The sequence below is a fragment of the Streptomyces botrytidirepellens genome, assembly GCF_003721215.1.
Classification (GTDB): Bacteria; Actinomycetota; Actinomycetes; order Streptomycetales; family Streptomycetaceae; genus Streptomyces; species Streptomyces himastatinicus.
Map to the genome: position 1 here is coordinate 1 of NZ_RIBZ01000083.1, position 15352 is coordinate 15352.

Genomic DNA, 15352 nt, shown 5'->3' on the forward strand with positions numbered 1-15352 from the left:
GCTTCGCCTGACTCAGATACCGCAACGCCTCCCGCGCCCGGCACAACGGCCACGACCGCACCGGAGGCGGCACCAGATCACCCGACGCGAACAAACCATTCAACTCGCGCAACATCCGGCCGATGCGCTCCGGCCCGGCGTCGCTGATCAGGTCGTACGCCTCGTACCGCACCCCGGGATACTCGACCGCGATCCGCTCCGGATCGCGGATGTCCGTCTTCCCCATCTCCAGCAACCGACCACCATCGGCCAGCAGCCCCAGGGAGGCGTCCACGAAGGGCCCTGCCAGGCTGTTCAACACGACATCCACGCCGCGACCACCCGTGGCCTCCCGCACGGCCTGCTCGAAGTCCAGATCCCGTGACGAGGCGCGGTGTCCCTGGTCGATGCCCATGGCTTCCAAGGTCGCGTGCTTGGCAGGGGAAGCCGTGGCGTAGACCTCCGCACCCACGTGGCGGGCGATCTGCACCGCCGCCGTACCCACGCCACCGGTGGCGGCATGGATCAGCACCGAGTCGCCCGCCCGCAGTCCGCCCAGCTCGACCAGCCCGTACCAGGCGGTGAGGAACACCACCGGCGCCGCGGCCGCCTGCTGGAAGGTCCAGCCGGAGGGGATCGGGACAACCGTCCGCGCGTCCGCCACCGCCAGCGGGCCGAAGGCGCCCTCGAAGAGACCCATCACCCGGTCGCCCACGGCGAGGTCCGTCACTCCCGGCCCGGTCTCCAGGACCACACCCGCGCCCTCACTGCCCGCGAACACGGCGTCGCCCGGGTACATCCCCAGCACGATCAGCGCGTCACGGAAGTTGACGCCTGCCGCGTGCACCGCGATGCGTACCTGACCGGCGCGCAGGGGCTCCAGCACCTCCGGGCACGGCACGGGCCGCACACTGTCCACGGTCGCGGTGACGACGGCCCCGAGCCGCCACGCGGACTGTCCCGCCGGGGGCACCAGACCGCCGTCACCGCCGCTTCCGACGGCCCGCACCAGCCGCGGCACCAGCACCTGCCCGGCGCGCAGCGCCACCTGCGACTCGTCCGCCTCCACGGCCCGCCGTACGGCGTTCAGCACAATGCCGTTGTCCGCCACGGGTGTGTTCGGTTCGAGGTCGAGCAGCAGGAACCGGCCCGGGTTCTCCGCCTGCGCGCTGCGCACCAGACCCCAGAGCGCGGCCGCGGGCACGTCCACGTTCCCGATGTCACCGGCGGGTACGGCTCCGCGCGTCACCACCGCCAACCGGGACTCGGCCAGCCGTGGTTCGGCCAGCCAGTCCTGGAGCAGCTTCAGGATCCGCTCCGCCGATGCCAGCCCGTCGGCCGCCATGGCACCGACATCGGCCGACACGTCGCCCGCGGGCCGATACGCCAGGACGACCGAAGGAGCCGGTGTGCCACCGTCGAGCGCGGCGATCAACGAGTCGAGATCCGGGGTGGCCTCGCTTCCCAGAGCCACCCAACTCGTGGCGCCGTCGCTGCCGTCCGGCGTGAGGGGCAACGGAGTCCAGTCCATCGCGAACAGGCCGTCCGAGCCCGGGACGTGGGCGCTCCTCAGCTGCTCTTCGCTCGCCCGGCGCAGCACCACCGCGTCGGCGCTCAGCACCGGGGCACCCACCGCGTCGGCCACCGTCACCCGTACGGTCCGCTCGCTCGCGTCGTCGCACTCCCGAGGGGACAGCCGGACCCGTACGCTGGTCGCCCCTTGGGCTCGAAGCGACACCCCGTTCCAGGTGAACGGCAGCCACACCGTGTCCGTCGTGTTCTGGTCGGTCAGCAGGACGGGGTGCAGCGCCGCGTCGAGGAGCGCCGGATGGATACCGAACCCGGTGTGCTCGCCCGCGGCCTCCGGCAACACCACGTCGGCCAGCAGGTCCGCCCCGTCGCGCCACACCGCGCGCAGCCCCTGGAAGGACGGGCCGTACGCATACCCCGAGGCCGCGACCTGTGCGTAGAAGTCCTCCAGCGCCACGGGCTCCGCCCCTGCTGGGGGCCATACTCCGCCGAGCCCATCCGCCACACCCTCGCCCTCGCGCTCCGGGGCCGGGCCCAGCACACCCTCCGCATGGCACACCCACCCGGCCGTGGAGTCGGCGTCTCCTTCGGGACGGGAGTACAGGTGCACCTCGCGCCGCCCGTCGGCCCCGGGCGGCCCGACCACGATCTGGAGGCGCAGTCCGCCCGATTCCGGGAGCACCAGCGGGACCTGGAGCGCCAGTTCCTCCACGCCACCTGCGCCGACCTCGTCGGCGGCCCGCAACGCCCACTCCACCAGGGCCGCACCGGGCACCAGCACCGCGCCCGCCACCACGTGCTCGCCGAGCCACGCATGGGTACGTGCCGAAAGCCGACCCGTCAGCAGCCGGCCGCCGCCGTTCGCCAGCTCCACGGCGGCGCTCAGCAGCGGATGCCCGGCGGGTACGAGGCCGAGGTCGGTGGGGTCGGCGCCGCGGTCGGTGAGGCCGTCGAGCCAGTACCGCTGGTGCTGGAAGGCGTACGTCGGCAGATCCACCGTTCGCGGGGTGGGGTCGGCCGGAAACAGGGTCGTCCAGTCCACGGGGACGCCCGCGTTGAACGCCTGGGCGAGGGAACGCACCAGCTGGTCCTGACCACCGTGGTCGCGGCGCAGCGTCGGCACGGTCGCCGCGTCGACGCCCGCCCGCTCGAAGGTCTCCTGCATGCCGACGGTGAGCACGGGGTGGGTGCTGGCCTCGATGAACACGCGATGCCCGTCGAGCAGCAGCGCCTCGATCGCGTCGGCGAAGCGTACGCGCTCCCGCAGGTTGGTCACCCAATACGCGGTGTCCAGCCCGGTGGTGTCGATGCGGTGACCGTGCACCGTGGAGTAGTAGGCGGTTTCCGTACCGGAGATGTCGATCGGGCGGACGCCCTCCAGCAGACGCACCAGCTCTTCGTGGATTTCGTCAACCTGGGGGCCGTGCGAGGCGTAGTCCACGTCGATGAGCCGTGCGCGATCACCGTTCTCCTGGCATGCCGCCACCACCGCGGCAACCTGCTCCGGCGGGCCCGACACCACCGTGGACGACGGCCCGTTGACCGCCGCCACACCCACCCCGGCAGCCCGACCACCCAGCCCCGACAGCAGCCGACCAGCCTCCTTGTGCCCCAAACCCAGCGACGCCATCGCACCGCCACCAGCCAGCTTGCGCAGCGCCCTGCTCCGCAAGGCCACCACCTTCGCACCGTCCTCCAACGACAACGCCCCCGCCACCACAGCCGCCGCGATCTCACCCTGGCTATGGCCCACCACCGCCGCAGGCTTCACGCCGTGCTCGGCCCACACCGCCGCCAGCGACACCATCACCGCCCACAACACCGGCTGCACCACATCCACCCGGCCCAGATCACCCGCACCCTCGGTGCCGCGCAGAACATCCGAGAGCGACCAGTCCACATACGGCGACAGCGCCCGCTCGCACTCCGCCACCCGGGCCGCGAACACCGGCGACGTATCAAGCAAACCCGCACCCATCCCCACCCACTGCGACCCCTGCCCCGGAAACACCAACACCGGACCCGCACCACCGTTCAACGGCGCAGCACCGCCGGAACACACCACACCCGGATGCGCCTCTCCAGCCGCCAGCGCCTCGACCCCCGCCACCAACTCCGCACGGTCCTCACCCACCACCACCGCACGGTGCTCGAACACCGAGCGCGTCGTCACCAACGACCAGCCCACTTCGGCAGGCGCCACCTCCGCATCAGCCACGCGTGCCGCCAACGCCGCCGCCTGACCCCGCAACGCCTCCGCGCTCCGCGCCGACACCACCCACGGCACCACACCCTCAACAGGCCGCGGCTCAGCCTGCTCGGGCGGCTCCGGGGCCTGTTCGAGGATCACATGGGCGTTGGTGCCGGAGACCCCGAAGGAGGACACGGCCGCCCGGCGGGGCCGGTCCAGGTCGGGCCAGGCGGTCGGTTCGGTCAGCAGCCGTACTCCGCTGCCTTCCCACTCCACGTGCGGGGTCGGCTCGTCCAGGTGCAGATTGGCGGGCAGGACCTCATGCCGCAGGGCCGTCACCATCTTGATGACACCCGCCACACCGGCGGCCGCGTGGGTGTGCCCGATCTGGGACTTCAACGACCCGAGCAGGAGAGGCCGATCGGCGGGGCGGTCCTGGCCGTACGTGGCGATCAGCGCTTCGGCCTCGATCGGGTCGCCAAGCTTCGTACCGGTGCCGTGGGCCTCCACCGCGTCCACATCGCCCGGCGTCAGCTGGGCGCTTGCGAGCGCCTGGCCGATGACGCGTTCCTGGGCGACGTCGTTGGGCGCGGTCAGGCCGTTCGAGGCGCCGTCCTGGTTGATCGCCGACCCTCGGAGCACCGCCAGCACCCGGTGTCCGTTGCGCCGCGCGTCCGACAGCCGTTCCAGCACCACCAGGCCGACGCCCTCGGAGAATCCGGTGCCGTCCGCGGTGGCCGCGAAGGACTTGCAGCGGCCGTCCGGGGACAGCGCCCGCTGCCGGGTGAACTCGGTGAACATGACGGGGGTGGCGAGCGAGGTGACGCCGCCGCCCAACGCCAGGGTGCATTCGCCCTGGCGCAGCGCCTGGCAGGCGAGGTGGATGGCCACGAGGGAGGCGGAGCACGCGGTGTCCACGGTCACCGCCGGGCCCTCCAGACCGAAGGTGTAGGCCACCCGGCCCGAGATGATGCTGGTGAGCATGCCCGTGAGGGCGTATCCCTCGTAGCCCTCGGGAATCCGCGGGGCCCGGGCCAGATAGTCCTGGCTGGACACGCCCGTGTAGACGCCGGTGCGGGTGCCTTTCAGGGCGGCCGGGTCGATTCCGGCCCGTTCCAGTGCCTCCCAGGCGATTTCCAGCACCAGCCGCTGCTGCGGGTCCATCGCCAGCGCCTCCCTCGGGCTGATCCCGAAGAAAGCGGCGTCGAATTGGTCGGCCTCGACGAACCCGCCTTGGCGGACGCAACTGGTGCCGTAATGCTCGGGATCGGGGTGGTACAGGTTTTCCAGATCCCATCCGCGGTCCGTGGGGAAGTCCCCGATCGCGTCCACGCCCGCGCCGAGCAGGTCCCACAATTCCTCAGGGGACGTGACCCCGCCCGGGAAGCGGCAGGCCATGCCCACCACGGCCACCGGCTCCTGGACGCGCTCCTCCGCCGCACGCAAACGCTGCCGCGTATCGTGCAGATCAGCGGAGACCCGCTTGAGATACTCGACCAGCTTCTCTTCGTTCGCCACTAGGGGTCACCCGGCCTTCAGCGATCGTCGCGCCCGGTACATTCAGGACACACCAAGCTCGTTGTCAATAAAGTCAAGAACCTGATCCGCGGACGCGGACTCCAGCCTTTCCGCAATATTCATCGCATCCGTCGACTTCTGCGTCGGGACCTTGCCTTCGGGGGAAAGCCGCTGCACCAAGTGGCGTGCGATGCCCTCCGGGGTCGGATATCTGAAGATGAGGGCCGCGGGCAGACGCAATCCCGTGGCCGCGGCGAGGCGGTCGCGCAGCTCGACGGCGGTCAGGGACTCGAAGCCCAGCTCCTTGAAGCTGGCCTCGGTGTGCACCGCGTCGGGGTCGGCGTGTCCCAGCACGGTGGCGGCGTGCTGGCGGACGAGGTGGAGCACCGCCCGCTGCCGTTCGGCCGCCGACAGTCCCCTCAGCCGTGCGGTCCAGTCGGCCGACCGCGCACCGGCCGCGGCGGCCGCGGAGCGCCGCCGCCCGACCCGTACGCCACCCCGTAAGCCCGGCGTCGTGCGTTCGGCCGCGCCGTCGCTGTTCGAGGGCCGCAGCTGCTCGGGGGCGGCCGGGCGCATCACGAGCGCGTCGACGGTGAGCACCGGCGCGCCCGTGGCATCGGACACGGCCACCCGCATCGCGCGCTCGCCGTCCGCGCCCTGCCGGTGCGGGGACAGCCGGACGCGTACGGTGGTCGCGTCGGCCGCCCAGAGCGCCACGCCGCTCATGGTGAACGGCAACCACAGGCGCTCGTCGACCGGTTCGTGGTCGGTCACCAGAGCCGGTTGCAGGGCCGCGTCCAGCAGGGCCGGGTGGATGCCGTAGCCGCCCGGTTCTCCGGCCGGCTCCGGCAGTTCCACCTCGGCCAGGACGTCGGCGCCGTCACGCCACATCGCGCGTACGCCCCGGAAGGCAGGGCCGTACGCATAGCCCGAGACGGCGATCCGTTCGTACAGCCCGTCCGTCGCCACCGGCCGCGCCCCGGCCGGTGGCCATGCCCCGGGCTCGGCCGTCTGCTCGTCCGGTGCGGACGGGCGCAGGACGCCCGTGGCGTGGCACGTCCACGCAGCGGGGGCGCCGCCGCCGTCCGGGCGGGCGTACACGCGTACGTCGCGCCGTCCGTCGTCGGCGGGGGCGCCCACCGCCACCTGTACGCACAGGCCACCCATGGTGGGCAGCGACAAAGGCGCCCGGAACGCCAGCTCTTCGACCTCGCCGCAACCGGCTTCGTCGCCCGCGCGCAGCACCCATTCCACCAGCGCGGCGCCCGGCACCAGCGCCGCGCCGCCCACCACATGTTCGCTCAGCCAGGGGTGTGCCTGCGCGGAGATGCGCCCGGTCAGCATCAGGCCGCTGCCGTCGGCGAGTTCCACGGCGGCGCCCAGCAGGGGGTGCTCGGCGGAGGCAAGGCCGAGGTGGGTGGGATCGCCGCCGCGCGAGGTGGTGGTGTCCAGCCAGTACCGTTCGCGCTGGAACGCGTAGGTGGGCAGGTCGACGGTACGGGGTGGCGGGTCGGCCGGGAACAGAGCGGCCCAGTCGACGTCCACCCCGGCGGTGAACGCCTGCCCCAGCGCGCGCATGAGCTGCGCCCGGCCACCGTGGTCACGCCGCAGTGTCGGTACGGCGACGGCGTCGGCATCCGCCTCCTCGAAACACTCCCGCATCCCCATGGTCAGCACCGGATGGGTGCTGGCCTCGATGAACACGCGATGGCCATCGGCCAGCAACGCGTCGACCGCGTCGGCGAACCGCACCTGCTCCCGCAGGTTGCGCACCCAGTAGCCGGCGTCGAGGTCGGACGGCTGGGCGCGGCCGCCGGTCACCGTCGAGTAGAACGACACACCGGTGTCGGCGGAGGCGGCCGGACGGACGCCGTCCAGCAGGTGGGTCAGCTCCTGCGCGATCTCGTCGACCTGGGGGCTGTGGGAGGCGTAGTCCACCTCGATCAACCGGGCGCGCTCCGCCCTCTCCTGGCATGCGGCCACCACGGCGGCCACCTGCCCGGGCGGTCCGGACACGACCGTGGATCCGGGCCCGTTGACCACCGCCACCACGACCACGGAGGCCCGGTCTCCCAGCTCGGCCAGCAGGTCGGCCGCCGCCTCCCGGCCCAGTCCCAGCGAGGCCATGGCGCCACCGCCGGCCAGTCGGCACAGCGCCCGGCTGCGCAGGGCCACCACCTTCGCGCCGTCCTCCAACGACAGCGCCCCCGCCACCACAGCCGCCGCGATCTCGCCCTGACTGTGGCCCACGACGGCGGCCGGGCGCACCCCGTACCGCGCCCACACCTCGGCCAGCGAGACCATCACGGCCCACAGCACGGGCTGCACCACATCGACCCGGCGCAGATCGGCCGCGTCCTCGGTGCCGCGCAGCACATCCGTCAGTGACCAGTCCACGTACGGCGTCAGTGCCCGTTCGCATGCGGCCACCCGGGCCGCGAAGTCGGGGGACGTATCGAGGAGTTCGGCGCCCATGCCCTGCCACTGCGACCCCTGCCCCGGGAACACCAGCACCGGCCCGGGGCCGCCCGCCATCGCGGTTCCGGGAGCCGCCGTCCCGGGGCCCACGAGGCCCGGGTGGCTTTCACCGGCCGCCAAGGCCCGGGCCGCCGCCGTCAGCGCGTCGCGGTCCTCGCCGACCAGCACCGCCCGGTGGGCGAACACCGACCGCGTGGTGACCAGCGACCAGCCCACCTCCACGGCGGAAGCCGCGGAAGCGTCGGACGCGCCGGACGCGCCGGACGCGCCGGACGCGCCGGGCTCGGTGTCCAGCGCGGCGGTCAGCGCACGGGCCTGCCCGCGCAACGCCTCCGCGCTACGTGCCGACAGCACCCAGGGCGTGGGCCCGTCCTCGGGCAGGGCGCCGGTCGCGGTATCCAGCGCGGGGGGCTGTTCAAGGATCACATGGGCGTTGGTTCCGCTGATGCCGAAGGAGGAGACGCCCGCGCGGCGGGGATGTTCGCCGTTCGGCCATGCGACCGGTTCGGTGAGCAGGCGCACGCTGCCGCCGGCCCAGTCGACGTGCGGGCTGGGCTCGTCGATGTGCAGGGTGGCGGGCAGCTGTCCGTGCCGCATCGCCATCACCATCTTGATGACGCCCGCCACCCCGGCGGCCGCCTGGGTGTGGCCGATGTTCGACTTCATGGATCCCAGCCACAGCGGCCGGTTCGTGGACCGCTGCTGTCCGTACGTGGCGAGCAGGGCCTGCGCCTCGATCGGATCGCCCAGCGTGGTGCCCGTACCGTGTGCCTCCACCGCGTCCACCTCGGACGGGGTCAACCGGGCGGCGGCCAGGGCCTGGCGGATCACGCGCTGCTGCGACGGCCCGTTGGGCGCCGTCAGTCCGTTGGACGCGCCGTCCTGGTTCACCGCGGAGCCGCGGATCAGTGCCAGCACCGGGTGGCCGTCGCGTCGCGCGTCCGACAGCCGCTCCAGCAGCACCAGTCCGGCACCCTCGCCCCAGCCCGTGCCGTCGGCTGCCGCCGCGAACGGCTTGCACCGGCCGTCGGGTGCCAGGCCGCGCTGACGGGAGAAGCCGGTGAACATGCCCGGGGCGGCCATCACGGCCACTCCGCCCGCCAGGGCCATGCGGCACTCCCCATGCCGTAGCGCCTGGGCGGCCAGATGCAGCGCCACAAGCGACGACGAGCACGCGGTGTCCACCGTCACCGCGGGGCCCTCCAGGCCGAAGGTGAAGGCGATCCGTCCGGACACCACGCTGGGCGTGCTGCCGGTCAGCAGATGGCCGTCGAGCCCCTTAGGGGCCTCGTGCAGCCGTGGACCGTAGTCCTGGGGTGTCACCCCGACGAACACACCGGTCGAGCTGCCCTGGAGCGCGGAGGGACGGATGCCCGCGCGCTCGAACGCCTCCCACGCGGTCTCCAGCAGCAGCCGCTGCTGCGGGTCGGTGGCCAGCGCCTCGCGCGGACTGATGCCGAAGAACTCGGCATCGAAGCGCGCCGCGTCGTAGAGGAATCCGCCCTCGCGGGCGTAGCTGGTGCCGGGGCGGTCCGGGTCCGGGTCGAAGAGCCCCGCCAGGTCCCAGCCCCGGNCGGTCCGGGTCCGGGTCGAAGAGCCCCGCCAGGTCCCAGCCCCGGTCCGCCGGGAACTCACCGATCGCGTCCACGCCCTCGGCCAGCAGCCGCCACAGTGCTTCCGGTGTGTCGGCGCCACCGGGGTAGCGGCAGCTCATGGCCACCACCGCGATGGGATCGTCGTCGGTGAGGGGTGTGGTGGCCGGTGGCGTGGTCGGAGGGGGAAGCACGTTCGGGGTCCGGCCGAGGCGGGTGCGCAGATGGGCGACGACGGCCAGCGGCGTGGGGTGGTCGAAGGTGAGCGTGGCGAGCAGGGGCAGGCCGGTGGCCTCGCTCAGCCGGTCGCTCAGTTCGGTGGCCGCGAGGGAGTCGAAGCCCAGGTCCTTGAAGCTGAGGGCCGGGTCGATGGCGTCCGGGCCGGGGTGTCCGAGGACGATGGCGGCGGCGTCGCGCACCGTCTCCAGCAGGGCGCGGTCGCGCTCCGCGCCCGTCAGCTCCGCCGGCCGCCCGGTCGGCGGCGACTCGGCGGCCGCGCTTTCCGTGGCCGGGGGCGCGGGCTGCTCCCCGGGCCAATAGCGCTCCCGCTGGAAGGCGTACGTCGGCAGGCCGACCGTCCGGGAGCGGTGTCCGCCGAAGACCTGCTCCCAGTCGAGGGCGGTGCCGCGGACGTGGGCCTCGGCCATGGCGGTGGCGAAGGTGCGCACCTCCGGCCGGTCGCGCCGCAGAGCGGCCACAGTGAGGGGGCGCGGCCTTTCGGGGCCGTCCTCGGGGCCGTCTTCGCGACCATCTTCGGGGCCGGGGCGCTCGGCGAGGCATTCGCGGGCCATGGCGGTCAACTGGGCGTCGGGGCCGAGTTCGAGGTACGTGGTGACGCCCGCCGCGCGGAGGGTGTGCATTCCTGAGGCGAAGCGCACCGCGTCGCGGGCGTGGCGGGCCCAGTGCTCCGGGGAGGCGAGCTGTTCGGCGGTGGCGACGCGGCCGGTCACATTGGAGACGACGGGAATGGCCGGTACGGCGACGTCCAAATCGCTGGCTACGGCACGCAGTTCGTCGAGCATCCCGTCCATGTGCGGGGAGTGGAAGGCGTGGCTGACCTTCAGCAGACGCGCCTTGCGGCCGCGCTCCCGCCAAACGGCGGTGGTGTCGTGGACGGTGTCCCGGTCTCCGGAGACCACGACGGAGGAAGGCCCGTTGACGGCGGCGATGCCGATCCGGTCCTCCCGCCCGGCCAGCAGTTCGGTGGCCTCGTCCACGGTGGCCTGCCACGCGGCCATGGCGCCGTCCGCCGCGACCGCCTGCATGAGCCGGCCGCGGGCGGCCACCAGGGCGCAGGCGTCGGGGAGGGAGAGCGCTCCGGCCACGTGTGCCGCGGCGATCTCGCCGACCGAGTGCCCCGTCACGTGGTCGGGCTTCAGCCCCCAGGAGGCCACCAGCCGGTGGAGGGCGACTTCGATGGCGAACAGCGCGGGCTGGGTGTACGACGTCCGGTCCAGGAGCGCCGCCCGCGGTGTGCCGGGCTCGGCGAACATGACGTCGCGCAGGGACAGTTCGAGGTGCGGGACCAGGGTGTCGCAGACCTCGTCCAGGGCGTCGGCGAAGACGGGGTGCGCGGCGTACAGGTCACGGCCCATGCCGGGGCGTTGGCTTCCCTGACCGCTGAAGAGCAGCGCAAGCCCTCCTCCGGCCGCCCGGCCCCGGACGAGTCCGGCGCTCTGGGTGCCCTGCGCGAGCGCGTCGAGCCCGCGTAGCAGCTCGTCGGGGTGGTGGCCGTCGCCGAGGAGTACGGCGCGGTGGGGGAAGGCGGTCCGGGTGGTGGCCAGGGCGTGGCCGATGTCCGCGGGCTCGGCGCCGGGGTGGGCGGCGAGGTGGTCGCGCAGCCGTGCGGCCTGGGCGCACAGCGCGGCGGGGGTCCGGGCGGAGAGCGGCCACAGGACGACGGGCGGAACCAGGGGCGGGGCGGTGGCCGCCGCGGGGGCGGGTGGTTCGGCGAGCACCAGATGGCAGTTGGTGCCGCCCATGCCGAAGGAGCTGACTCCGGCGAGCAGCGTCCGGTCCGGGCGTGGCCACGCGGTGAGTTCGTCCTGGACGCGCAGCCCGAGGCCCCCCAGCGGAATGCGCGAGTTCGGGGTGGTGTAGTGGAGGCTGGGCGGGAGCTGCCGGTGGGTGATGCTGAGGACGCACTTCAGCAGTCCGACGATCCCGGCGGCGCCCTCCAGGTGGCCGACGTTGGTCTTGGCGGAGCCGACCGGCAGGGGGTCGTCCTCCGTACGGGCGCTGCCGAGGGCGGCGCCGAGCGCCGTGGCCTCGACCGGATCGCCGACGGGCGTACCGGTGCCGTGCAGTTCGACGTACTGGACCTCGCCGGGTGAGGTTCCGGCGCGCTGGTGGGCGAGCCGCACCACGGCTTCCTGCGCCACCGGGTCGGGGGTCGTCAGGCCGTCGGTGGCGCCGTCGTTGTTGAGGGCGCTGCCGCGGATCACGCAGTACACAGGGTCGCCGTCGCGCACCGCCGCGGCGAGGGGCTTGAGCAGGACGGCGCCGCCGCCCTCGCCGCGTACGAAGCCGTTGGCGCGGGCGTCGAAGGTGTGGCAGCGGCCGTCCGGGGAGAGTCCGCCGAACTGGGCCGCGGCGGCCTCCATGCTCTCCTCGGTGAGGATGAGGTTGACGCCACCGGCCAGCGCCAGGGTGCATTCGTGGCGGCGCAGGCTCTCGCAGGCGGTGTGGACGGCCACCAGCGACGAGGACTGCGCGGTGTCGACGGTGAGGCTCGGGCCGCGCAGCCCGTATCCGTGGGAGATCCGGTTGGCGATGATGCTGCGGTGCACGCCGGTCATGGCGTGCCGGGTACTCGCGAGGGGCCGGTGGCGGCGCAGCACGGCCGCGTACTCGTCCCAGATCGCGCCGACGAACACACCGGTGGCGGTGTCCTTCAACGTCTCGGGGCGGATTCCGGCGTCCTCGAAGGCCTCCCAGCTGAGTTCGAGCATCAGCCGCTGCTGGGGGTCCATGGCCACCGCCTCGCGCGGCGGGATGCCGAAGAACGCGGCGTCGAACGTGTCGACCCGGTCCAGGAATCCACCGGACCAGCCGGTGGCCGAAGCGACCGGCTCGGTTGAAGCGACCGGCTCGGTCGGGGAGCCGGGGTGACGGCGGTCGGCGGGCATCGCGGTGATGGCGTGGCGGCCCTGCCGCAGCAGCTGCCAGAAGGCGGCCGGGCTGGGTGCGTGGGGCAGTCGGCAGGCCATTCCCACGACGGCGATGGGCTCCGCGGGCTGAGGTGGCCGGGTGGGCGGGGCGCTAGCCATCACACCACGTACGGCGCTCGAAGTAGGCAGGGATGTCGTTGGTCATGGGAGGCACTCCCGCTCCGGATTGATGATCGGTGCGAGCACGTGGCCCATCGTGGGGCGCGGTTCTAAAGGCAGACCAAAAGCCCGCGGCCGGTGACTTTAGAGACGCGTTACCGGAACCCCGGACCATCGCTGAGCAGGTGGACCTTGTGGCCACTTGACGGCCGACCGGAGCGCCGAGCACACAGGAGGAGTGCCATGACATCCCCATCACCCGCGCCGCCAGGCGGCCAGGTGTCGGACTACTACAGTTCGCTCGGACCGCTGCTACAGATGGCGTGGGACGACAACTTCCACTTCGGCTACTGGGACGGCCCCTCCGACACCAGCTCGGTGCGGGAGGCGACGGACCGCTTCACCGATCTGCTCGTCGAACGGCTGCGGGTGGGGCCGGGAGACCGGGTTCTCGATGTGGGCTGCGGCATCGGCAAGCCCGCGCTGCGGGTGGCGTCGACGACCGGGGCCGGCGTTCTGGGAATCACCATCAGCGAGCTTCAGGTCAAGCAGGCGACGGAAGCGGCGCTCGCCGAGGACATGTCCGGCCAGGTGTCGTTCCAATACGCCGATGCCATGGCCATGCCTTTCGGGGAAGCGTCGTTCGACGCCGTACTCGCATTCGAATCCATCAACCACATGCACCGGCCCACGGCGCTGCGCGAGATGGCTCGGGTGCTGGCGCCCGGCGGCCGGCTGGTGCTGACGGATGTGACCGCGCCGAGCCAGAGCGAGGGCGGCTATCAGCCGGAGAACGATCCCGGCGTGGTCACCTCGCTGACCCGGCTCCAGGACTGGCCCGGCCTGATCAGCGACGCCGGGCTGGTGCTGGACGAGCTGACGGACGTCACCGAGCACACCAAGGACACCGCCAACCGAATGATCGACGGCATTCTGAAGTGCCGCCGGGAGTTCGAGGAGCGGCACGGGGTCAGCGTGCAGGAGGTGCTCGACGCCGCCAAGTCGGCGCTGCCCACCGTGCCCAGTGCCGGCTGTGCGATCGTGGTGGCCCACAAGCTTTGACCAAGGATTTCGGGGCCGGTTTCCACGGGGCAACCGGCCCCCGAAGTCCTGCAATTATCCACTTCTCATCAACGGGCCCGAGAGGAAGCGGGTTTCGGCATGTCGTGCTTGAACCCGCCGACTCGATCAGCGTATTCTCATTCGCTGACCGCGCTACTCGAGGCCGACGATATCCGGACTCTGATCTTCCGCACGGTATCGAATTGCGCGCCATTGCGCGAGGGGGCGCCTCAAGGGCTTATGTATCCGGATTCTAGGTGAGGCGGGTAGTCATAGGACTCGCTTAGGACGAAGGACGCCTGCCAGGGGCAGTGAACTGCGGATTCGCGGTTTCTGAATCACCGGCAGGTCCGTGATAAAGAGGGGTGAGTAATGGCAGTCGCGAACGACGTGAGTAAGCGGAACCGGCAGCACTGTCCGTCCCCGTGCGGCAACAAACAGCCGGTCCACTTCCCACAGGCGGGCGGCTCGGCGGTACGTACGCGACGCGGGCCCGCACATTCGTTCGCCTCCAGTAGACAGGCACCACCCCCGGGCGGACACGAAAACACGAAGAATCTCGCGGGGATTTCCGGCAACGGCGCCGACTGTCCCATGACCGCACGCATCGGCGACTCGGACGGGGCAAGCAGTGCGATATGAGATCATGGGGCCCCTCCGTGTGGTCGAGGAGGGGCGCAAATTATCCATCAGGGCACGGAAGATCGAAGTCCTGTTGACCGTCCTCCTGGTCCGCGCGGATCAGGTGGTCCCGATCGACCAGCTCATCACGGAGATCTGGGGGGAGGACCCGCCGCGCCGGGCGATCGCGGGCCTTCATGTATACGTCTCCCAGATTCGCAAGTTCCTGCGCCGGCCCCACCAGAACGAAAGCCCGGTTCTCACCCGTCCCCCGGGATACGTCCTGCGTCTGGGATCCGATGATCTCGACTTCCACTGTTTCGAACGACTGGTGGGCGAGGGGCGCGATCACCTCAGGGAGCGGCGCTACAAGCAGGCCACGGCCAGTTTCGAAAGCGCGCTCGATCTCTGGCGCGACCCGCTGCTGGACGATGTGTGCCACGGACCGATTCTCGAGGGTTTTCAGACCTGGCTGAAGGAAGCCCGTCTGGAATGTGTCGAGATGCTGACCGATTCGCGTCTGATGCTCGGTCGTCATCGTGAGCTGGTGAGTGATCTGTACCAGCTGACCACCGAGCATCCGCTGCGGGAGGCGCTGCACCGTCAGCTGATGCTGGCGCTCTACCGCTGCGGCCGCCGGGCGGACGCCCTGCATGTGTATCAGGCGGCACGGAAGACGCTCAACGAGGAACTCGGACTCGAACCGTGCCGGGCCCTTCAGGACATGCAGCGGGCCATCCTCACCTCGGATGACCGGCTCGAACTCCACGTTCCCGCGTAAAGAGGTGAACAGGTGACGGAACAGAGCACGTATTTTCCCGACGGCACCCCGATCGAGGTCATCCTCGAGGGGGGACCGGACGATCTCCCCCGGGCGCATCGGACCGGCCGGTCGTCCCTTGCCACCCGGAAGCTCAAAATCCAGCACCGCAACGGGTACGAGCATTTCGAACTCGTCGACGGCGAGCTCGTCCCGGCGGTCTTTCGCTGGATCATGCGCACCAAAATCGCCGAGTAGCCGCCGGAGCTCGGAAACCTCCGCCGAGGGGGCGCCGGACCGCCTCTCCAACGGTCCGGCGCCCCCTCGGCGGGACAGGCCCCTCGGCCGGACA

3 protein-coding genes and 2 pseudogenes are annotated in these 15352 nt (G+C 71.9%); 3 read left to right on the forward strand and 2 right to left on the reverse strand.

All coding sequences use genetic code 11. From position 1 onward, the window contains the following. A pseudogene (locus tag EEJ42_RS54535) lies at positions 1-9986 on the reverse strand (beta-ketoacyl synthase N-terminal-like domain-containing protein); the annotation flags it as partial. Continuing rightward, positions 9969-12557 (reverse strand): annotated as a pseudogene (locus EEJ42_RS54540) (type I polyketide synthase); the annotation flags it as partial. The pseudogenes EEJ42_RS54535 and EEJ42_RS54540, both read right to left, overlap by 18 nt. Positions 12558-12800: 243 nt before the next feature. Between EEJ42_RS54540 and EEJ42_RS05970 the strand changes: the two are divergent. The 3 genes from EEJ42_RS05970 (at position 12801) to EEJ42_RS05980 (ending at position 15258) form a co-directional block, all read left to right on the forward strand. Beyond that, positions 12801-13619 carry an SAM-dependent methyltransferase gene (locus tag EEJ42_RS05970; RefSeq protein ID WP_123098927.1) on the forward strand — a complete coding sequence of 273 codons (819 nt, stop codon included), beginning with the start codon at positions 12801-12803 and terminating at the stop codon, positions 13617-13619. A 661-nt stretch (positions 13620-14280) separates the two neighbouring features. Further along, positions 14281-15021: an AfsR/SARP family transcriptional regulator gene (locus EEJ42_RS05975; protein ID WP_484421998.1), complete on the forward strand. Its 741-nt coding sequence runs from the start codon at positions 14281-14283 to the stop codon at positions 15019-15021. A gap of 12 nt (positions 15022-15033) precedes the next feature. Further along, complete coding sequence (locus EEJ42_RS05980; RefSeq protein WP_123098929.1) at positions 15034-15258, forward strand: DUF5988 family protein; 225 nt, start codon at positions 15034-15036, stop codon at positions 15256-15258. Positions 15259-15352 lie beyond the last annotated feature (94 nt).